This is a genomic window from Arthrobacter sp. D2-10 (genome assembly GCF_054161285.1).
This window is the reverse complement of the sequence record NZ_CP096431.1, coordinates 489,101-510,425: the sequence shown is the minus strand read 5'-3', so window position 1 is coordinate 510,425 and position 21,325 is coordinate 489,101. Positions and strand designations below refer to the sequence as shown.

At 60.2% G+C, this 21,325-nt stretch carries 12 protein-coding genes, 1 tRNA gene and 5 rRNA genes; 8 read left to right on the top strand and 10 right to left on the bottom strand.

All coding sequences use genetic code 11. The features are described from left to right. The first annotated feature begins 4 nt into the window (after positions 1-4). The 3 genes from M1D74_RS02480 (at position 5) to M1D74_RS02470 (ending at position 1,960) form a co-directional block, all read left to right on the top strand. Complete coding sequence (locus M1D74_RS02480; protein WP_309070139.1) at positions 5-316, top strand: hypothetical protein; 312 nt, start codon at positions 5-7, stop codon at positions 314-316. A 57-nt stretch (positions 317-373) separates the two neighbouring features. Further along, complete coding sequence (locus M1D74_RS02475; protein WP_458116357.1) at positions 374-1,270, top strand: DNA/RNA non-specific endonuclease; 897 nt, start codon at positions 374-376, stop codon at positions 1,268-1,270. A gap of 90 nt (positions 1,271-1,360) precedes the next feature. Beyond that, positions 1,361-1,960, top strand: a complete 600-nt coding sequence (locus tag M1D74_RS02470; protein ID WP_309070137.1) for a uracil-DNA glycosylase family protein — start codon at positions 1,361-1,363, stop codon at positions 1,958-1,960. Positions 1,961-2,039: 79 nt separating this feature from the next. Here the strand turns inward: M1D74_RS02470 and M1D74_RS02465 are convergent. Together M1D74_RS02465 and M1D74_RS02460 are read right to left on the bottom strand one after the other, a co-directional pair. Beyond that, positions 2,040-2,113 (bottom strand) — tRNA-Thr (locus M1D74_RS02465). Between the two features lie 93 nt (positions 2,114-2,206). Further along, a complete protein-coding gene (locus M1D74_RS02460) occupies positions 2,207-3,067 on the bottom strand; it encodes a DsbA family protein (protein ID WP_309072455.1) in 861 nt (286 codons plus the stop codon). 135 nt (positions 3,068-3,202) lie between these two features. On the opposite strand from M1D74_RS02460, the gene M1D74_RS02455 reads away from it, so the two are divergent. From M1D74_RS02455 to M1D74_RS02440, 4 genes are all read left to right on the top strand, one after another. After that, a complete protein-coding gene (locus tag M1D74_RS02455) occupies positions 3,203-4,648 on the top strand; it encodes an alpha,alpha-trehalose-phosphate synthase (UDP-forming) (RefSeq protein WP_309072456.1) in 1,446 nt (481 codons plus the stop codon). Further along, a complete protein-coding gene (gene otsB, locus M1D74_RS02450; protein WP_309072457.1) occupies positions 4,641-5,426 on the top strand; it encodes a trehalose-phosphatase in 786 nt (261 codons plus the stop codon). The genes M1D74_RS02455 and otsB overlap by 8 nt, the downstream gene beginning before the upstream one ends. 142 nt (positions 5,427-5,568) lie before the next feature. Then, positions 5,569-6,657: an ABC transporter ATP-binding protein gene (locus tag M1D74_RS02445; RefSeq protein ID WP_309072458.1), complete on the top strand. Its 1,089-nt coding sequence runs from the start codon at positions 5,569-5,571 to the stop codon at positions 6,655-6,657. Between the two features lie 107 nt (positions 6,658-6,764). After that, positions 6,765-8,123: a DUF4032 domain-containing protein gene (locus M1D74_RS02440; RefSeq protein WP_309072459.1), complete on the top strand. Its 1,359-nt coding sequence runs from the start codon at positions 6,765-6,767 to the stop codon at positions 8,121-8,123. A 106-nt stretch (positions 8,124-8,229) separates the two neighbouring features. On the opposite strand, the gene M1D74_RS02435 is transcribed toward M1D74_RS02440, so the two are convergent. From M1D74_RS02435 to M1D74_RS02410, 6 genes are all read right to left on the bottom strand, one after another. Next, positions 8,230-8,850, bottom strand: a complete 621-nt coding sequence (locus M1D74_RS02435; protein WP_458116356.1) for a hypothetical protein — start codon at positions 8,848-8,850, stop codon at positions 8,230-8,232. 121 nt (positions 8,851-8,971) lie between these two features. Continuing rightward, positions 8,972-10,345 carry an FAD-binding oxidoreductase gene (locus tag M1D74_RS02430; RefSeq protein ID WP_458116355.1) on the bottom strand — a complete coding sequence of 458 codons (1,374 nt, stop codon included), beginning with the start codon at positions 10,343-10,345 and terminating at the stop codon, positions 8,972-8,974. 14 nt (positions 10,346-10,359) lie between these two features. After that, positions 10,360-10,848, bottom strand: coding sequence for a hypothetical protein (locus M1D74_RS02425; protein ID WP_458116354.1), 489 nt, complete (start codon positions 10,846-10,848; stop codon positions 10,360-10,362). 83 nt (positions 10,849-10,931) lie between these two features. Continuing rightward, a 5S ribosomal RNA gene (gene rrf, locus M1D74_RS02420) occupies positions 10,932-11,048 on the bottom strand. Positions 11,049-11,220: 172 nt separating this feature from the next. Then, positions 11,221-14,356: ribosomal RNA gene (locus M1D74_RS02415) — 23S ribosomal RNA — on the bottom strand. Between the two features lie 517 nt (positions 14,357-14,873). Next, positions 14,874-16,397, bottom strand: a 16S ribosomal RNA gene (locus M1D74_RS02410). A 95-nt stretch (positions 16,398-16,492) separates the two neighbouring features. Here M1D74_RS02410 and M1D74_RS02405 point away from each other — a divergent pair. Then, positions 16,493-16,630, top strand: coding sequence for a hypothetical protein (locus M1D74_RS02405; protein WP_458116353.1), 138 nt, complete (start codon positions 16,493-16,495; stop codon positions 16,628-16,630). 1,145 nt (positions 16,631-17,775) lie between these two features. Here the strand turns inward: M1D74_RS02405 and rrf (M1D74_RS02400) are convergent. After that, a 5S ribosomal RNA gene (gene rrf / locus M1D74_RS02400) occupies positions 17,776-17,892 on the bottom strand. Positions 17,893-18,064: 172 nt separating this feature from the next. Continuing rightward, positions 18,065-21,200, bottom strand: a 23S ribosomal RNA gene (locus tag M1D74_RS02395). Together the 16S, 23S and 5S rRNA genes form the textbook arrangement of a ribosomal RNA operon. Between the last annotated feature and the right edge of the window lie 125 nt (positions 21,201-21,325).

Genomic DNA, 21,325 nt, shown 5'->3' with positions numbered 1-21,325 from the left:
GCGCATGAACATTTCAGCCACTTCCCACACCACTCCGACCACACCTGTCCGCCACCCCGAGCGGGGGCGCCGGTACAGCATCGAAGAACTTCGCGACCTTGCAGACCAGGGGGACGCCTGGGCACTATGCCAGGTCGATCAGTGGGAGCTCGAGTTTGCGGACGAATACGTGGGCACCATGTCGGAGCGCTGTTCCGACCCCACCTGTGAGGCGTTCGGCGAGCCCGTGGACACGTGCCATGACCAGGACGGCCGGCCAATTGACATCGACCATGGTGGTTGGGGGCACAGCGTCACCTGGGAACGAGCAGCCTGACCTGCGTTGATGCCCGGCGTTCATCTCGCGTCCATTCGACGGTGATAGGTTCCGCCAATGAACGCACCTTTGCCTGAGCCGCGGTTCCTCACCGCGGACGATCTCTCCGACCGAGCCGGCTTCGACGAGGAGTTTCTCGGCATCGGCCTGCCGGTGCCCGCCCTGGCGATGCTCGAGACCACTCTGTTGCCCTACACGCACTTCTCCATACTGATGCGCAGTGACAAACGCCTCGCGGCGGTCACCGCGCTCGGCATCGATGGTTCCCATCTGATGGACATGGACCGGTCAGGCATCGACTGGCGCCTCGATCCAAGATTGGGAGAGAGCATGCAGACCGGCGCAGGGCTCTACTCCCGCAATGACATCGACCGGGGGCATCTGGTGCGTCGGGCGTCGGCTGTGTGGGGCGCGACGCAAACGGAAGCAGCGCAGGCCAACAGTGACACCTTTTTCTACACCAATGCAGCACCACAGGCCGCGGAATTCAATCAAAGCCTTGATCTGTGGCTCGGGCTTGAAACCTACCTGCTGGATAACGCTGCGGACTACGGCCGGCGTCTGGTTGTCTTCACGGGGCCGGTTTTCAGCGATCGGGATCCGGTGTACCGCGGAACCGGCATCCCGCTCATGTACTTCAAGGTGGCGGCTTTTCTTCATGAGGGCGGGCTTGCCGCCACCGGTTACGTGGTGGATCAGACGCCCCAGCTGCGTGAGCTTCCCGACATAGAACGGCCCGGCGCGATGGACGCCGCTCCCCCGCTTGGTCCGTTTCGCACGTTCCAGGTCCCGATCCGTGACATCGCCGCTCTCACCGGGTTAGACCTCGCTCAGCTTGTCGACGCTGACCGTATGCCCATTGCGGCCGCCCTACCTACGGCGGCGGTCACTTCGGCGTGGCGGGAGCTGTCCAATCCCGAATGCCTTGATTTGGATTTCGACCTCCGGCAGTGAAGTACTCCCACCCCGCCTGACGTGGATCAGACTCTGTAGCGAAGCTCACCTCCGTCAGGCGAAGTGAACACACCCGGATACAGTGGAGGTATGTACCTCGACCATCCGCAAGCCCTGGCCGACGAAGCGGTCCTCGAGAACCGCCGATCCATGCTGGCGACCGCCCCGCACGTTCAAAGCCTGGAGCAGTGGCGCGCCGCGTATGCCGCCGCCCGGTCGACTCCCGTCCCCCACTTCGACCCCGCAGACGCCGGAGACCAGGCACGCGTGCTCTTTGTCCTCGACCGCCCGCAGGAAGATCTGTTCTCCGAAGGCGGCACCGGCATCGTGTCAGTCGACAACCCTGACAGCTCGGCCGAGCGCTGCTGGATTGAACGAGATTCCGCCGGTTTGCATGACGGCGTCCTGATGTGGAACATGGTCCCGTTCCTCGCGCCCAACCCCAACGCGGACAACCGCACAGCCGGAGCGAAGGCGTTGGGCTCTGTCCTGCGGCTTCTTCCGCGTCTCGAGGTGGTGCTGCTCTGCAGCGACGCCGTGCAGCAGACCTGGGACAAGCACCTACAGGACAGGGTGCCCCGCGTCACCGTTATCAAGGCGCCCGGTGTCGGGCCGCAGTCGCTCTCGCGCAAGACCAAACAGGACGAACTTCGCAAGGCCGTTGAGCGGGCCAAGCGCCTCGTCGGCTGACTTCGATGCGCCGTCAGGCGCGCACGAAAAAACCCCTCCTGCCAGGACATACCCGGTCAGGAGGGGTTTTTTGTGTGGGAGCCCCCTGCCGGATTCGAACCGGCGACCCCCTGTTTACAAGACAGGTGCTCTGGCCAACTGAGCTAAGGAGGCATGCTGGCTGAGCCAGCCCGCGCCGTCGTCGTCGTTTCGGTTTCAACAGCGCTACACAAGATTAGCCCAGCGCCGCGGTCGGCAGGAAATCAGCTAGCTCTTCGCCGCGATCTTCTCCTGCGCGACCGTGGCGAAGTCGCTCACCGCGTCCGGGACTTCCTCGCCGTCCACGAACACTGTGGGCGTACCAGTGATGCCGTAAGTCTCGGCTGCCTGCGTTCCAAACTTCACCCATGGCCGGAAGGTGTCCTCCTCGAGGCAGGCGGAGATGTCGCCGGCAGTTGCGGTCGCGGCCATGTCGGCAAGTTCGACGTCGGACAATTCCCCGTTTTCGAAGTTGCCGAACAGAGCGGCTGAGAAGTCCCAGTAGGCCTGAGGCGCAGTGTCTGCGACACAGGCGAGCGCGGCGGCACCGCGGGACGAATAGTTGGTCTGTGAATTGGGGTCCAGGTATGCGACGTTCCGGTACTCGAAGGTGATGGCACCTTCATCCAGCCACGTCTGGATCTGCTCCGCATGCGTCCGCTCGAAGTTGGCGCAGTGCACGCAGTTGACGTCGACGTAGGCGACAACCTGCACGGGTTCATCCGCGCCGGACGCAGCAACGCCCGGCGGCAGATCCGCGGGGTTCGGTGCTTCCTCGGGCAGGGAGGCGACGTCGACCGAGTCCACCGTGGCGGGCGCAAGTTCCGTTGTGGACGTAAGCACGATGCCGCCGTGTTCGTTTCCGTGCGCGGGAGCGGCACCGGCGTCGGGCACCTGAGTGCGGATGTTCCCAGCGACGATGAGGCCGACGATGACGAGGATCGCCACTACCGCCGCAACAACACCCCACTTGATGAGGAACGACGCGCGCTTCTCCCGTCGCTGCCGGTCCTCCATCACCAACCGCGCCTGCTCGCGCGCCTCCGACTTCCGTTGGGCCTTGCTGGGTCTGGGTGTGCTGGGCGTCATCAGTCCTCGTTGTTCCACATCGGTTGCGTCTTCACACCATTTTAGGTGACTCCCCCGCCCTCTCCGCAGCCGCGCAGCTCCCCTTCCCGACCGGCTAAAGTCATCAGTAGGCCTACCATCGTCAGGGGAGACAGTATGCAACCAGGTGACACCACGTACGGTGAGTTCGAATTCATTGTTGTGTCCAACCGGCTTCCGGTTGACCGCGTGAACGACGACGACGGAAACGGCACCTGGCGGCGGTCACCCGGCGGTCTGGTGACCGCGCTCGCTCCCGTGATGGAGAAGGCGGACGGCGCATGGGTGGGCTGGCATGGCGCGGCAGATGAAACCCTTGAATCCTTCGACCACAGCGACATCCGGCTCGTTCCCGTGCCCCTGAGCGCGGACGAGGTCGAGTTCTACTACGAGGGCTTCTCCAACGCAACGCTTTGGCCGCTCTATCACGACGTCATCGCGCCGCCTGAGTTTCACCGGCACTGGTGGGACTCGTACCGCAAGGTCAACGAGCGATTCGCTGCGGAAACCGCGTCGATCGCTGCCGAGGGCGCAACAGTGTGGGTGCAGGACTACCAGCTCCAGCTCGTTCCCAAGATGCTCCGGGAGGCGCGGCCGGATCTGAAGATCGGTTTCTTCAACCACATTCCGTTCCCTCCGCTCGAGATTTACGCGCAACTCCCGTGGCGCCGCCAGGTCATCGAGGGCCTGCTCGGCGCGGACCTGATCGGATTCCAGCGGCCGAGTGACGCCAGCAACTTCCTGCGCTGCGTACGCCGCTTCCTGGGTTTGGCAGTCCGCCAGCAACAGGTTCAGGTGAGGGGCGTCGACGGTTCACCCGACTACGTGTCGCGGGCAGAGGCGTTCCCCATCTCCATCGATGTCCAGCGGATCGTCGACCTGGCGAACCGCCCGGACATCATCGAACGCTCGAAGGAGATCCGGCGTGAGCTTGGAAATCCCAAGCACATCCTGCTCGGCGTTGACCGCCTCGACTACACCAAGGGCATTGGCCACCGCCTGAAGGCGTACGAGGAGCTCCTTGCCGACGGGCTCGTCAAGGTTGAGGACGCTGCGCTCATTCAGGTCGCGAGCCCCAGCCGGGAACGTGTGGAGCAGTACCGGCTGCTGCGGGAAGAGGTGGAAGGCGCCGTCGGCCGCATCAACGGCACCTACGACACCATCGCGAACACCGCTATCCGCTATCTCCACCACAGCTACCCCGTGGAGGAGATGGTCGCGCTGTATCTCGCAGCGGACGTCATGCTCGTGACTGCGCTGCGGGATGGAATGAACCTGGTCGCGAAGGAGTATGTCGCTGCGCGTACCGGCAACCGCGGCGCGCTGGTGCTGAGCGAGTTCGCCGGGGCAGCGGACACCCTGCGCCAGGCCATCCTCGTCAATCCGCACGACATCGACGGACTGAAGAGCGCCATCCTTTCGGCGCTCGAGATGACTCCCACCGAGGCCGGCCGACGGATGCGGGTCATGCGCCGGCAGGTGCTTCAGAACGACGTCGAGCGCTGGTCCAAAGCGTTCCTTTCCGAACTGCAGAACGGTGCCCGGGAGGAACTCCTTGTCTGAGTCACTCAGTCCTGAACTGCTCTCCGCGCTGGCTACGGCAGCCGCCACAGACACCCTTCTGGTCGCCCTCGACTTCGACGGCACCATGTCGCCGCTCGTTGACCGCGCAGAGGACGCACGCGCGCTGCCGGGGTCAGCGGCAGCGCTGCGTGAACTGGCGCAACTTCCACGCACGACGACGGCGCTCATCTCCGGGCGCGCGCTGGAGAGTCTGCGCTCGGTCGCCTCTCCTGAACCGGAAACCCTGCTGATCGGAAGCCACGGAGCGGAGACATGGACCGGCCCGGATGGCGCTCCGCTTGAACTGACCGCGTCACAGGCGGAGATTCTCCGTCGGGCCACGGACGCTGTGCAGAAGGTAGTTGACATACACCCGGGCACGCTGCTCGAGCTGAAGCCGGCCGGCGTCGTTCTGCACACCAGGACCGCTGACGTCGAGACAGCAGAGTCAGCGACGACGGCGGCGCGCACCGCCCTGTCAGCCGTGGATGGTGTGCATCTGAGCAACGGGAAGAACGTCCTTGAACTCTCCGTCGTGCAGGCGGACAAGGGTCGGGGGCTACAGTCCCTGCGCGAGCTGACCGCCGCAACAGCGGTAATCTTCGCGGGTGATGATGTCACCGATGAGCATGCATTGAAGACTCTCACTGCGCCTGACGTCGGCATCAAGGTAGGCGACGGCGATACCGCTGCGGAGTACCGCATCACTTCACCCGAGCAGCTCGTTCAGGTGCTTCAGGAACTTGTAACACTCCGTACTGCTGGCGTCTCCGCCTGACTTCGTGCATACTCTTATCTTGTGACGCAGTTCACGGTGGGTCCCACTCGGCCTCCGTCGCTGTGAATCGCTTCAACTGAATATTTTCCATTCACAACGGATCGTCGGGCACGTACCTGCCCGTGAAAAGGATAAGAAAAACATGGCAACGGTAACGTTTGACCAGGCTACTCGCCTGTACCCGGGCACCGAGAAGCCCGCCGTAGACAAGCTCAACATCGAGATCGCAGACGGCGAATTCCTCGTTCTCGTCGGACCCTCCGGTTGCGGAAAGTCCACCTCCCTCCGCATGCTGGCCGGCCTGGAAGACGTCAACTCCGGACGCATCCTGATCGGTGACCGCGACGTCACCGACGTTCCCCCGAAAGACCGCGACATCGCGATGGTTTTCCAGAACTACGCGCTGTACCCGCACATGTCCGTTGCCGACAACATGGGCTTCGCCCTGAAGATCGCGGGCGTTTCCAAGGAGGAACGTGCTCAGCGCGTCCGTGAAGCCGCCAAGCTGCTCGATCTCGAGGACTACCTGGACCGCAAGCCGAAGGCTCTTTCCGGCGGTCAGCGCCAGCGTGTTGCCATGGGTCGCGCCATCGTCCGTAACCCCCAGGTCTTCCTCATGGATGAGCCGCTGTCGAACCTCGACGCCAAGCTGCGCGTTCAGACTCGTACGCAGATTGCCTCACTGACCCGGCGCCTCGGAGTCACCACCGTGTACGTGACGCACGACCAGGTCGAGGCCATGACCATGGGCGATCGCGTGGCTGTTCTGAAGGACGGCATCCTCCAGCAGGTCGATACCCCCCGCAACCTCTACGAGCGCCCAAAGAACGTGTTCGTAGCCGGCTTCATCGGCTCCCCCGCCATGAACCTGCTCGAGCTTCCCACCACGGAGGCCGGCGTACAGTTCGGTGACACCACCTACCCGGTTCCCCGCGATGTGCTGGGCAACGCACACGGCAGCACCGTCACGCTGGGTGTCCGTCCCGAAGACCTCGCCCTCGCTCCCGCCGGTGAAGGCCTGCAGGTTGAGGTCGACGTCGTTGAGGAACTCGGCGCAGACGCGTACCTCTACGGCCACACCACCCTCAACGGCCGGGACCACGACATCGTGGCACGAGTCGACGGACGCCGTCCTCCGATGAAGGGCGATACCGTCTACGTGCGCCCCGAGAAGGGCCACGTGCACCTCTTCGACACCAAGGATGGTCTCCGCCTGGCGGACCATGTGTAACATCCTGACCCACTGAGCGGTTAGTACACATCCCGCGGTGGCCCCTGTTGGTTGACGGTAAACTCAACCGACGGGGGCCATCGTTGTTGTTAGGACAGACGGAACATATGACTGATTCGAACCAAGCCAACTGGCATCACGAGCCGACGGATTACGATCAGCCCGGCAAACTGCCCCGCTCGAGGAACGCCCTTGGTGAGGGATCACTGGGATCGCTCAACATCACTGCGGCCGCAACTGATCCCGAGCTGCTGGACCTGCCGTGGCACCTTGCACTGGAGGAATGGCCCGCGGAGTATCTGGCCGCGCTTCCGCGCGGCATCTCCCGGCACATCGTCCGTTTCGCCCATTTGGGTGGTTCCGTCATTGCCGTGAAGGAAACCAGCGAGCACATCGCCCGGCACGAATACCACATGCTGCGCAAACTGCAGCGACTCGATGTTCCCTGCGTCGAGCCCGTCGCCGTCATCTCGGGCCGTCAAACGGCCGACGGCGAGGACCTCAACCCGGTTCTCGTTACCCGTCACCTGAAGTTCTCCATGCCCTACCGCGCACTGTTTTCCCAGATGCTGCGGAAGGACACTCTGACGCGCCTCATTGACGCTCAGGCGCTTCTACTCGTGCGCCTTCACCTCATCGGTTTCTACTGGGGCGACGTCTCGCTGTCCAACACACTCTTCAGGCGCGACGCCGGCGCTTTCGCCGCCTACCTGGTGGACGCGGAGACCGGCGAGCTCTACCCTGAGCTCTCCACCGGGCAACGTGAGTACGACCTCGAGATCGCCCGGGTCAACATCGCAGGCGAGCTCATGGACCTCGCCGAGGGCGGCCTCATCGAGGAGAAGGTGGACCCCCTGGCCACCAGCGAACTCATCATGGACAGCTACCGAAGGCTTTGGGCCGAGCTGACGGACAAGGAGTCCTTTGAACTGGGCGAGCGATGGCGCGTCAACGCGAGAATCCGCCGCCTGAATGAACTCGGCTTCGACGTCGAAGAATACGCCATCAAGACTGTCTCCGAGACGTCGCAGATTCAGCTTCAACCCAAAGTGGTCGACGCCGGCCACCACAGCCGCCGCCTCATCCGTCTCACCGGGATCGACGCCCAGGAGAACCAGGCCAGGCGCCTGCTCAATGACATGGATGCCTATCGGGCAGACAACAGCCCCGGCCTGGATGAGGAGATCAGCGCCCACCAGTGGGTGGCGCAGGTCTTTGAGCCCATTGTCCGGGCTGTCCCCCGTGAGCTGGGCGGGAAGCTCGAGCCCGCTGAGGTGGTTCATGAGGTGCTTGAGCACCGGTGGTATATGTCAGAGAAGCAGGACCGGAACGTTCCGCTCGCTGAAGCTGTGCAGTCCTACCTGGACTCCGTGCTGCGGCACCGTCGCGACGAAGCCGCCATCATGCTGACCGCCGACACCAAGACGCTTGACATCATCAGCGGAGGAGCGCAGGAGGGCAGCTGAGTCTCGAGGTCAGTCCCTCAGAATGAGGAGAGCGTCCGCGGTTCAGGGCTAATACCCCGATCCGCGGACGCTCTGCTGTGTAGGCCAGCCTGCTATCTCTTCCCGCTTATGGAACCAGCTGACTGCAGTCAATCTCCTGGCCTTGGAACTCCTGAACACCGGGGCCCGCGGTCTGGCAGAATTCGACGACCTCTTGCGAGAAAGGTATCAGCGCGATGAGGCCGACGATCGCGATGATGCCCGTGATCACGCCGATAGCACCGATGATGATGCCTGCGAGGGCAAAGCCGTTACCCATTCCCGCTTTCCGCGACTTCACCATGGCGATGATCGAGATGATCAGACCGACGATCGAGATAGGCCAGATGATGGCACAGATCAGGCCCACGATGCCGAGCGTCCTGCCGGGGTTCTCAGCGGGCTGGCCGTAACCCCCGCCGTACCCTCCCGGTGTGCCGTAGGGCGAACCCTGCCCGTAGCCGACCGGCGCCTGCCCGTACGGCTGGTCCGATGAGGGCTGCTGCCCGTACGGCTGGTGGGACGAAGGCTGCTGTCCGTACGGCTGGTGGGACGAAGGCTGCTGCCCGTACGGCTGGTGGGACGAAGGCTGCTGCCCATACGGCTGGTCCGCCGACGTCGGCTGCTGCCACTGCTGTCCTGCGGGGTAGCGGGATGCATCATCCTGGCCGTCGTTGTGGCCGGGCTGACCCGTGGTGTTATCTGACACGATTGTTCCCCATCTCTTAAGTGTGATTGCCACCGGCACCCGCCGCGGCGCTGCTGCTTTCAGTCTATCCATAGGGCACCAGCGGTTACCCGCGAATCACGGCGAAAGTGCTCCGGCGTCCCTAGAGAATTGCCTTGCCTGGGTTCAGTATTCCGCGAGGGTCGAAGACCTCCTTGATCCGCCGCTGCAGCGCGAGCACCTCGGGAGCCTGCTCCCACGCGAGCCACTGGAGCTTGTACTGCCCGACACCGTGCTCACCGGTGATCGTCCCGCCCAGGGTCAGCGCGACGCGCACGGATTCGTCCAGGGCGACGTGCAGGCGATTCATGCCCGTTGCCCCCTCAGCGCGGGGAACCCAGAAGGTGGGGTGCAGGTTCCCATCGCCCGCGTGTGCGACCAGGCGCAGCCGCACATCGTGTTCCCTCGCAATCCGCTCGAGCTCCGCAGCGTAGTGCACCAGTTGGGAGCGTGGGACGGCGACGTCCTCACCCACCCGGAAGTCGTCGTCGACCCCGTCACCCCGCGCATTTCTGCGCAGGTCGAGAAGGGTGGCGGCCTCAGTGCCGTCCTCCGTATCGACCGCCGCACCCGCGCGGGTAAGAACCTCGCGCACGACGGCGGCCTCCGCCTCCGCGCCGAACCCGTCGGTCTGGACGAGTAGCAGCGCGCCACCCTTGGACGAGAGATCCGACTTGAACGCTGAATCGAGGATCTGAAGCGTATTGCCGTCGAGAAGCTCGAGAATGGCTGGCTGGACCCGCGCCGCACCGATCGCGAGAACCCCCGCGGCTGCAGCCGGAAGATCAGCGAAGAAGGCGGCGAGGGTCTGCGTTTGCACAGGAAGATACTTCAGCCGCACTGTGATGCCAACGACGACCCCCAGTGTTCCTTCCGAACCGACAAACAGTGCCGTCAGGTCGTACCCGGCCACACCCTTGAACGACGCGTGCCCGGTATGGATGAGCGTGCCGTCAGCAAGCACGACGTCCAGAGCGAGCACGGAGTCGCGCGTCACCCCGTACTTCGCGCATCGGAGTCCACCCGCGTTGGTGGCAACGTTCCCGCCGATTGTGGAGATGGCATGGCTTGCAGGATCGGGCGCATACATGAGGCCATGAGGAGCGGCCGCAAGGTTTAGGTCAGCATTGATTACCCCAGGCTCCACGACGGCCAACTCGTCCTCGGGACGAACGTCAAGGATGCGGTTCATCCGCTCGAGGCTCAGGACGACACAACCTTGGAGGGCATGTGCACCGCCGGACAGGCTCGTGCCCTTCCCGCGCGGAACCACCGGAACGCCCAGACGGTACGCGCACCTCATTACGTGCTGTACCTCGTCAACAGTCTCCGCCAGCACAACGACTCCAGGTTGTGCCGGCACCGCTACGGGGCCCTGATCCCGCGAGTAGCTGGCGAGTGACCCTTCGTCTACGAGCAACCGCGCAGGATCCACCCCGCTGACCAGTTCTTCCAACAGGGTGGCGGTAGTGCGCATTTCGCCGTCCTGGGTCATGCAGCACCGCCCATGAAACGCCGGTAATGCGCTAAAGCGGCGACCCAGTCGGGCGCAGCATCTGACTGCTCATGGCCCAGCTCACCGTCGGCCCAGCCATTGTGAACGACCCTGACCTGCGTAACCGGGCCGTTCTCCAGGAACGAGATAGAGACATGGCTCGAGAGGTGTGGATTGCCTTGATGGTGCCACGCCAACTCAAGCCCGCTGTCCGACACGGGTTCGATCAGCGTCGCCCATAATGCTGAGCGACCCGAGGGGTCTTCCTCGAACAGCGTCCCGTCGGTGAACTCCGGATGTGTTCCCTCTCCGAACCGGGTTTGGTCCGCAGGCCACCATAAGTGGATTCCGTCCATGAAACCAGCATAGAAATCCTCACAGGACTGTGGCACAGTCACTTCTGCGACGAGGGCTGCCGGCGCTGCACTGAAGTCGGCGGGATTCGGCTCAGCATTGCTGTTGCCGTGCGAAAAGAGGCTGTCCATACTGCGACTTTAGTGTGGTTGGTGGGTTGTGGTTAAAGCAGGAAGGGCCTCACCATCACTGGTGAGGCCCTTGCCTAAGTGTTGTCCGGCGGTGTCCTACTCTCCCACACTCTCTCGGGTGCAGTACCATCGGCGCTGTGGGTCTTAGCTTCCGGGTTCGGAATGGGACCGGGCGTTTCCCCCACGCTATGACCGCCGTAACTCGTTGTCCGCACCCCCTTGTTGTGTGGGGTGGGAAGTCTGTTGTTACAACTTGTGTATGTAGTTATCGGTGTTCCCAAGGAGCGCACCCCCCGCCCTGTTGTTGGGGGGGGGTGCGGGGTTGTTGGTTGGGAACCGCATAGTGGACGCGTAGCATTGTGTGTTTTGTGTGGTGTCAAGTTATCGGCGTATTAGTACCGGTCAGCTTCACGAGTCGTTAGTCCTCGCTTCCACATCCGGCCTATCAACCCAGTGGTCTGGCTGGGGGCCTCTCACACCAAATGGTGTATGGAAATCTCATCTTGAAGCAGGCTTCCCGCTTAGATGCTTTCAGCGGTTATCCCATCCGAACGTAGCTAATCAGCGGTGCACTTGGCAGTACAACTGACACACCAGAGGTTCGTCCGTCCCGGTCCTCTCGTACTAAGGACAGCCCTTCTCAAATTTCCTACGCGCGCAGCGGATAGGGACCGAACTGTCTCACGACGTTCTAAACCCAGCTCGCGTACCGCTTTAATGGGCGAACAGCCCAACCCTTGGGACCTACTCCAGCCCCAGGATGCGACGAGCCGACATCGAGGTGCCAAACCATGCCGTCGATATGGACTCTTGGGCAAGATCAGCCTGTTATCCCCGAGGTACCTTTTATCCGTTGAGCGACGGCCATTCCACAATGTGCCGCCGGATCACTAGTCCCGACTTTCGTCCCTGCTTGAGATGTCTCTCTCACAGTCAAGCTCCCTTGTGCACTTACACTCGCCACCTGATTGCCAACCAGGCTGAGGGAACCTTTGGGCGCCTCCGTTACTTTTTGGGAGGCAACCGCCCCAGTTAAACTACCCATCAGGCACTGTCCCTGACCCGGATTACGGGCCGAAGTTAGATATCCAGAGTGACCAGAGTGGTATTTCAACGATGACTCCACCTGAACTGGCGTCCAAGCTTCACAGTCTCCCACCTATCCTACACAAGCCACACCGAACACCAATACCAAACTATAGTGAAGGTCTCGGGGTCTTTCCGTCCTGCTGCGCGTAACGAGCATCTTTACTCGTAGTGCAATTTCGCCGAGTTTATGGTTGAGACAGCGGGGAAGTCGTTACTCCATTCGTGCAGGTCGGAACTTACCCGACAAGGAATTTCGCTACCTTAGGATGGTTATAGTTACCACCGCCGTTTACTGGGGCTTAAATTCCCAGCTTCGCCCACAAGGGGCTAACCGGTCCTCTTAACCTTCCAGCACCGGGCAGGAGTCAGTCCGTATACATCGTCTTGCGACTTCGCACGGACCTGTGTTTTTAGTAAACAGTCGCTTCCCCCTGGTCTCTGCGGCCCCGATCCGCCTCCGGTGAGCAAGTCACCATCACGGTTGGGGCCCCCCTTCTCCCGAAGTTACGGGGGCATTTTGCCGAGTTCCTTAACCATAATTCTCTCGATCGCCTTAGTATTCTCTACCTGATCACCTGTGTCGGTTTGGGGTACGGGCGGTTGGAACCTCACGCCGATGCTTTTCTAGGCAGCATAGGATCATCGGATCCCCACCAAGGGTGGGGCCCATCGGGTCTCAGAGACGGTATCAAAACCAGGACCACGGATTTGCCTATGGTCCCTCCTACATCCTTAGACCGGGACAACCATCGCCCGGCCCGACTACCTTCCTGCGTCACACCTGTTAATACGCTTACCTCCCAAGATCAGGTCCCACGCGCCCCATCAACACGGACCCCGAAGGGCACTGGAAGATGGTTTGGGTGGTTAGTATCCCTTGTTCAGTATGGGCGGTTCTTCACCGGTACGGGAATATCAACCCGTTGTCCATCGACTACGCCTGTCGGCCTCGCCTTAGGTCCCGACTTACCCAGGGCAGATTAGCTTGACCCTGGAACCCTTGATCATTCGGCGGACGGGTTTCTCACCCGTCTTTCGCTACTCATGCCTGCATTCTCACTCGTGTAGGCTCCACCGCTGGTTTACACCGCGACTTCACTGCCCACACGACGCTCCCCTACCACTCCAGACGCCTGAACCACGAAGGCTTGGCACTATCTGAAATCCACAACTTCGGCGGTGTACTTGAGCCCCGCTACATTGTCGGCGCGGAATCACTTGACCAGTGAGCTATTACGCACTCTTTCAAGGATGGCTGCTTCTAAGCCAACCTCCTGGTTGTCTGAGCAACTCCACATCCTTTCCCACTTAGCACACGCTTAGGGGCCTTAGTTGGTGGTCTGGGCTGTTTCCCTCTCGACTATGAAGCTTATCCCCCACAGTCTCACTGCTGCGCTCTCACTTACCGGCATTCGGAGTTTGGCTGACGTCAGTAACCTTGTAGGGCCCATCGGCCATCCAGTAGCTCTACCTCCGGCAAGAAACACGCAACGCTGCACCTAAATGCATTTCGGGGAGAACCAGCTATCACGAAGTTTGATTGGCCTTTCACCCCTACCCACAGCTCATCCCCTCCATTTTCAACTGAAGTGGGTTCGGTCCTCCACGACGTCTTACCGTCGCTTCAACCTGGCCATGGGTAGATCACTTCGCTTCGGGTCTAGATCACGCCACTCACTCGCCCTATTCAGACTCGCTTTCGCTACGGCTACCCCACACGGGTTAACCTCGCGACGTAACACTAACTCGCAGGCTCATTCTTCAAAAGGCACGCCATCACGGGAACAAGCCCGCTCTGACGGATTGTAGGCACACGGTTTCAGGTACTATTTCACTCCCCTCCCGGGGTACTTTTCACCTTTCCCTCACGGTACTGGTCCGCTATCGGTCATCAGGGAGTATTTAGGCTTACCAGGTGGTCCTGGCAGATTCGCACGGGATTTCTCGGGCCCCGTACTACTTGGGATACTCTCCAAGCGGCAGCACGCATTACAGCTACGGGACTCTCACCCACTCCGGTCGGGCCTTCAAACCCGTTCACCTATACGCCTGCACTCACTTCACCAGCCCGGCAGAGCTGATACGGAAAGTCCCGCAACCCCAGTGATGCAACGCCCGCCGGCTATCACACACCACTGGTTTAGCCTCATCCGCGTTCGCTCGCCACTACTAACGGAATCACTATTGTTTTCTCTTCCTGTGGGTACTGAGATGTTTCACTTCCCCACGTTCCCTCCACGCACCCTATGTGTTCAGGTACGGGTCACCCAGTCACTCGCGCGCTGGGCGGGGTTTCCCCATTCGGACATCCTGGGATCAAAGTTCGGTTATCAACTCCCCCAGGCTTATCGCAGATTCCCACGTCCTTCTTCGGCTCCTGATGCCAAGGCATCCACCGTGTGCCCTTAAAAACTTGACGATCACACACACAACCAACACCAACCCCCACACCCCCCAAAAGGGAACACAGGAACCAGCGACCAACCCAAAAGCCGGCAACGGTCATGCGCGATACACAAAATTTAAGATGCTCGCGTCCACTATGCAGTTCTCAAACAACAACCCCAGTAACACACCCCCACCACCCCACACAGGGAACAGCAGAAAGGTCATGCCCAGGAAAACCAGAAACACCACAAACCCAACCCCACAAAGGGGGCCAAGCTCCTGTTGCCTCAGGACCCAACAGTGTGCCAAAAGATAACCACCACCACCAACCACACCCTTTCCACAACCCACACCCCAACCCCCCCACAAAGGAAAGAAAGGAACGCAGATCCGTACTCAAACACGGCCAGCACCAGCAGCCACCAAATCCGTTGATATTCCACCCATGAGCACCCACCGCAGAACAAACGCCTGCGCAATGGGCCTACTCCTGACAACCCCCACACCCCACACAACGTGGACCGCAGGACATTGTAGGCGCTCCTTAGAAAGGAGGTGATCCAGCCGCACCTTCCGGTACGGCTACCTTGTTACGACTTAGTCCCAATCGCCGGTCCCACCTTCGACGGCTCCCTCCCACAAGGGGTTAGGCCACCGGCTTCGGGTGTTACCAACTTTCGTGACTTGACGGGCGGTGTGTACAAGGCCCGGGAACGTATTCACCGCAGCGTTGCTGATCTGCGATTACTAGCGACTCCGACTTCATGAGGTCGAGTTGCAGACCTCAATCCGAACTGAGACCGGCTTTTTGGGATTAGCTCCACCTCACAGCATCGCAACCCTTTGTACCGGCCATTGTAGCATGCGTGAAGCCCAAGACATAAGGGGCATGATGATTTGACGTCGTCCCCACCTTCCTCCGAGTTGACCCCGGCAGTCTCCCATGAGTCCCCGGCATAACCCGCTGGCAACATGGAACGAGGGTTGCGCTCGTTGCGGGACTTAACCCAACATCTCACGACACGAGCTGACGACAACCATGCACCACCTGTAAACCGGCCACAAGTGGCCGACACATCTCTGCGCCGTTCCGGTTCATGTCAAGCCTTGGTAAGGTTCTTCGCGTTGCATCGAATTAATCCGCATGCTCCGCCGCTTGTGCGGGCCCCCGTCAATTCCTTTGAGTTTTAGCCTTGCGGCCGTACTCCCCAGGCGGGGCACTTAATGCGTTAGCTACGGCGCGGAAAACGTGGAATGTCCCCCACACCTAGTGCCCAACGTTTACGGCATGGACTACCAGGGTATCTAATCCTGTTCGCTCCCCATGCTTTCGCTCCTCAGCGTCAGTTAATGCCCAGAGACCTGCCTTCGCCATCGGTGTTCCTCCTGATATCTGCGCATTTCACCGCTACACCAGGAATTCCAGTCTCCCCTACATCACTCAAGTCTGCCCGTACCCACCGCAGATCCGGGGTTAAGCCCCGGACTTTCACGGCAGACGCGACAAACCGCCTACGAGCTCTTTACGCCCAATAATTCCGGATAACGCTTGCGCCCTACGTATTACCGCGGCTGCTGGCACGTAGTTAGCCGGCGCTTCTTCTGCAGGTACCGTCACTTTCGCTTCTTCCCTACTGAAAGAGGTTTACAACCCGAAGGCCTTCATCCCTCACGCGGCGTCGCTGCATCAGGCTTGCGCCCATTGTGCAATATTCCCCACTGCTGCCTCCCGTAGGAGTCTGGGCCGTGTCTCAGTCCCAGTGTGGCCGTCCACCCTCTCAGGCCGGCTACCCGTCGTCGCCTTGGTAGGCCATTACCCCACCAACAAGCTGATAGGCCGCGAGTCCATCCAAAACCACAAAAGCTTTCCACCAACCACCATGCGATGGAAGGTCGTATCCAGTATTAGACCCAGTTTCCCAGGCTTATCCCAGAGTCAAGGGCAGGTTACTCACGTGTTACTCACCCGTTCGCCACTAATCCCCCCAGCAAGCTGGAGATCATCGTTCGACTTGCATGTGTTAAGCACGCCGCCAGCGTTCATCCTGAGCCAGGATCAAACTCTCCGTAAAAAAATACAGACACAACACAAACCCCCCGGAAAAAGAAGGATCCATGCTGCACAAAATTCGAAACCAGCCAAAAAACCAGCCACCCACGGAGGTGAATGACCAGTAAATCAACCAATCAAAAAACAATCGGTATCAACAAACATGGCACACTATTGAGTTCTCAAACAACAGAAGCACCCGGCACCAAACACAACCCTCAAGGCCGCATCATCGCTCCGGAGCAACTTTTCTAACTTACCCACCAAACCCCACCCCGTCAAATCCACCCTTCCGGGCTGTCTGTCGGCATGCTGCCTGGGGGTCTCCCACCGCTCACAGGGCATGTTCCATGACGGAAGAATCCTGGTTTTTGATAGGGAGTCTGTCGCTCTTACCGGCTGGTTTTACCAACCCGACCGCGGCGACTCAGAAGACATTACACGTCCTGACCCATGCCGGGCAAATCGACCGCAACTGACCCGGAATCCTGCACCATTCCGCGGATCCGAGGCCGTCGGACACCGCCCCGGTGCATTCAGCAGGACCGTTTCGGATTGTGACGTCGACCATAAACACGCCTCAGGGCCAGCACGAGCGACCTTCCCCGGCACCTCTGGAACACCCCTCCCCGAACGCCCCACGGTGTTGACCTTTCCAGCAAAGCGGACATGACGCAGCCATCCCGTGGAAGAACTGTGCTGAAAGTCGCACCACCGGCGGGGCAATGGTCGCACTCACCATCCCGGACGGCCACCAGGCGACAGCCCGGGGCGGCAGCCCGCCGGCGCTCCTCAGCACAGGCCATTCAACACAGGCCATGCAACACAGGCCATGCAACACCAGCCGGACAGCTCATGTAGGACGCAGCGCAGCACCGTGCCCGAAATCACCGCTCCGTTCCCAGCACAGTGCCCCTCCCAACACCGTTCCCAACCCCACCGTTGCCAGCACCGTTCCCTTCCCAGCACCACCGTTCGCTGCCCCAGCGTTCCCTGGCCGCACCCTTCCCAGGCGCTCAGGCAGGAGCTGCCCCCCATCCGGACCCAGCGCCCATACCCATCAGTCCAGGGCACCGCCTGCGCTGAATAAGACCCGGCCGGCAAGCCTCGAGCAACCTCCCCGGACAGGAAAGCCACAAACACCCATCATGAACACCGCCGGCAGCAGATAACCCGGACAAGCCCCGACCCGCAACGGACAACACCCCACAAACAGCACATCCCACACCCACCAGGCACACCCAGCACATCCGACCACACCGTCGGGTGCACTCCGTGGTTGGTGGGTCGTGGTTGGTGGGTTGTGGTTGGTGGGTCGTGGTTGGTGGGTTGTGGTTGGTGGGTTGTGGTTAAAGCAGGAAGGGCCTCACCATCACTGGTGAGGCCCTTGCCTAAGTGTTGTCCGGCGGTGTCCTACTCTCCCACACTCTCTCGGGTGCAGTACCATCGGCGCTGTGGGTCTTAGCTTCCGGGTTCGGAATGGGACCGGGCGTTTCCCCCACGCTATGACCGCCGTAACTCGTTGTCCGCACCCCCTTGTTGTGTGGGGTGGGAAGTCTGTTGTTACAACTTGTGTATGTAGTTATCGGTGTTCCCAAGGAGCGCACCCCCCGCCCTGTTGTTGGGGGGGGTTGCGGGGTTGTTGGTTGGGAACCGCATAGTGGACGCGTAGCATTGTGTGTTTTGTGTGGTGTCAAGTTATCGGCGTATTAGTACCGGTCAGCTTCACGAGTCGTTAGTCCTCGCTTCCACATCCGGCCTATCAACCCAGTGGTCTGGCTGGGGGCCTCTCACACCAAATGGTGTATGGAAATCTCATCTTGAAGCAGGCTTCCCGCTTAGATGCTTTCAGCGGTTATCCCATCCGAACGTAGCTAATCAGCGGTGCACTTGGCAGTACAACTGACACACCAGAGGTTCGTCCGTCCCGGTCCTCTCGTACTAAGGACAGCCCTTCTCAAATTTCCTACGCGCGCAGCGGATAGGGACCGAACTGTCTCACGACGTTCTAAACCCAGCTCGCGTACCGCTTTAATGGGCGAACAGCCCAACCCTTGGGACCTACTCCAGCCCCAGGATGCGACGAGCCGACATCGAGGTGCCAAACCATGCCGTCGATATGGACTCTTGGGCAAGATCAGCCTGTTATCCCCGAGGTACCTTTTATCCGTTGAGCGACGGCCATTCCACAATGTGCCGCCGGATCACTAGTCCCGACTTTCGTCCCTGCTTGAGATGTCTCTCTCACAGTCAAGCTCCCTTGTGCACTTACACTCGCCACCTGATTGCCAACCAGGCTGAGGGAACCTTTGGGCGCCTCCGTTACTTTTTGGGAGGCAACCGCCCCAGTTAAACTACCCATCAGGCACTGTCCCTGACCCGGATTACGGGCCGAAGTTAGATATCCAGAGTGACCAGAGTGGTATTTCAACGATGACTCCACCTGAACTGGCGTCCAAGCTTCACAGTCTCCCACCTATCCTACACAAGCCACACCGAACACCAATACCAAACTATAGTGAAGGTCTCGGGGTCTTTCCGTCCTGCTGCGCGTAACGAGCATCTTTACTCGTAGTGCAATTTCGCCGAGTTTATGGTTGAGACAGCGGGGAAGTCGTTACTCCATTCGTGCAGGTCGGAACTTACCCGACAAGGAATTTCGCTACCTTAGGATGGTTATAGTTACCACCGCCGTTTACTGGGGCTTAAATTCCCAGCTTCGCCCACAAGGGGCTAACCGGTCCTCTTAACCTTCCAGCACCGGGCAGGAGTCAGTCCGTATACATCGTCTTGCGACTTCGCACGGACCTGTGTTTTTAGTAAACAGTCGCTTCCCCCTGGTCTCTGCGGCCCCGATCCGCCTCCGGTGAGCAAGTCACCATCACGGTTGGGGCCCCCCTTCTCCCGAAGTTACGGGGGCATTTTGCCGAGTTCCTTAACCATAATTCTCTCGATCGCCTTAGTATTCTCTACCTGATCACCTGTGTCGGTTTGGGGTACGGGCGGTTGGAACCTCACGCCGATGCTTTTCTAGGCAGCATAGGATCATCGGATCCCCACCAAGGGTGGGGCCCATCGGGTCTCAGAGACGGTATCAAAACCAGGACCACGGATTTGCCTATGGTCCCTCCTACATCCTTAGACCGGGACAACCATCGCCCGGCCCGACTACCTTCCTGCGTCACACCTGTTAATACGCTTACCTCCCAAGATCAGGTCCCACGCGCCCCATCAACACGGACCCCGAAGGGCACTGGAAGATGGTTTGGGTGGTTAGTATCCCTTGTTCAGTATGGGCGGTTCTTCACCGGTACGGGAATATCAACCCGTTGTCCATCGACTACGCCTGTCGGCCTCGCCTTAGGTCCCGACTTACCCAGGGCAGATTAGCTTGACCCTGGAACCCTTGATCATTCGGCGGACGGGTTTCTCACCCGTCTTTCGCTACTCATGCCTGCATTCTCACTCGTGTAGGCTCCACCGCTGGTTTACACCGCGACTTCACTGCCCACACGACGCTCCCCTACCACTCCAGACGCCTGAACCACGAAGGCTTGGCACTATCTGAAATCCACAACTTCGGCGGTGTACTTGAGCCCCGCTACATTGTCGGCGCGGAATCACTTGACCAGTGAGCTATTACGCACTCTTTCAAGGATGGCTGCTTCTAAGCCAACCTCCTGGTTGTCTGAGCAACTCCACATCCTTTCCCACTTAGCACACGCTTAGGGGCCTTAGTTGGTGGTCTGGGCTGTTTCCCTCTCGACTATGAAGCTTATCCCCCACAGTCTCACTGCTGCGCTCTCACTTACCGGCATTCGGAGTTTGGCTGACGTCAGTAACCTTGTAGGGCCCATCGGCCATCCAGTAGCTCTACCTCCGGCAAGAAACACGCAACGCTGCACCTAAATGCATTTCGGGGAGAACCAGCTATCACGAAGTTTGATTGGCCTTTCACCCCTACCCACAGCTCATCCCCTCCATTTTCAACTGAAGTGGGTTCGGTCCTCCACGACGTCTTACCGTCGCTTCAACCTGGCCATGGGTAGATCACTTCGCTTCGGGTCTAGATCACGCCACTCACTCGCCCTATTCAGACTCGCTTTCGCTACGGCTACCCCACACGGGTTAACCTCGCGACGTAACACTAACTCGCAGGCTCATTCTTCAAAAGGCACGCCATCACGGGAACAAGCCCGCTCTGACGGATTGTAGGCACACGGTTTCAGGTACTATTTCACTCCCCTCCCGGGGTACTTTTCACCTTTCCCTCACGGTACTGGTCCGCTATCGGTCATCAGGGAGTATTTAGGCTTACCAGGTGGTCCTGGCAGATTCGCACGGGATTTCTCGGGCCCCGTACTACTTGGGATACTCTCCAAGCGGCAGCACGCATTACAGCTACGGGACTCTCACCCACTCCGGTCGGGCCTTCAAACCCGTTCACCTATACGCCTGCACTCACTTCACCAGCCCGGCAGAGCTGATACGGAAAGTCCCGCAACCCCAGTGATGCAACGCCCGCCGGCTATCACACACCACTGGTTTAGCCTCATCCGCGTTCGCTCGCCACTACTAACGGAATCACTATTGTTTTCTCTTCCTGTGGGTACTGAGATGTTTCACTTCCCCACGTTCCCTCCACGCACCCTATGTGTTCAGGTACGGGTCACCCAGTCACTCGCGCGCTGGGCGGGGTTTCCCCATTCGGACATCCTGGGATCAAAGTTCGGTTATCAACTCCCCCAGGCTTATCGCAGATTCCCACGTCCTTCTTCGGCTCCTGATGCCAAGGCATCCACCGTGTGCCCTTAAAAACTTGACGATCACACACACAACCAACACCAACCCCCACACCCCCCAAAAGGGAACACAGGAACCAGCGACCAACCCAAAAGCCGGCAACGGTCATGCGCGATACACAAAATTTAAGATGCTCGCGTCCACTAT

What these genes read in the sequence shown, in the direction of transcription:
- M1D74_RS02480 (WP_309070139.1), top strand. Translation starts at nt 5, where the DNA reads ATGAACATTTCAGCCACTTCCCACACCACTCCGACCACACCTGTCCGC.
- M1D74_RS02475 (WP_458116357.1), top strand. Translation starts at nt 374, where the DNA reads ATGAACGCACCTTTGCCTGAGCCGCGGTTCCTCACCGCGGACGATCTC.
- M1D74_RS02470 (WP_309070137.1), top strand. Translation starts at nt 1,361, where the DNA reads ATGTACCTCGACCATCCGCAAGCCCTGGCCGACGAAGCGGTCCTCGAG.
- M1D74_RS02460 (WP_309072455.1), bottom strand. Translation starts at nt 3,067, where the DNA reads ATGACGCCCAGCACACCCAGACCCAGCAAGGCCCAACGGAAGTCGGAG.
- M1D74_RS02455 (WP_309072456.1), top strand. Translation starts at nt 3,203, where the DNA reads ATGCAACCAGGTGACACCACGTACGGTGAGTTCGAATTCATTGTTGTG.
- M1D74_RS02445 (WP_309072458.1), top strand. Translation starts at nt 5,569, where the DNA reads ATGGCAACGGTAACGTTTGACCAGGCTACTCGCCTGTACCCGGGCACC.
- M1D74_RS02440 (WP_309072459.1), top strand. Translation starts at nt 6,765, where the DNA reads ATGACTGATTCGAACCAAGCCAACTGGCATCACGAGCCGACGGATTAC.
- M1D74_RS02430 (WP_458116355.1), bottom strand. Translation starts at nt 10,345, where the DNA reads ATGCGCACTACCGCCACCCTGTTGGAAGAACTGGTCAGCGGGGTGGAT.
- M1D74_RS02425 (WP_458116354.1), bottom strand. Translation starts at nt 10,848, where the DNA reads ATGGACAGCCTCTTTTCGCACGGCAACAGCAATGCTGAGCCGAATCCC.
- M1D74_RS02405 (WP_458116353.1), top strand. Translation starts at nt 16,493, where the DNA reads ATGACCAGTAAATCAACCAATCAAAAAACAATCGGTATCAACAAACAT.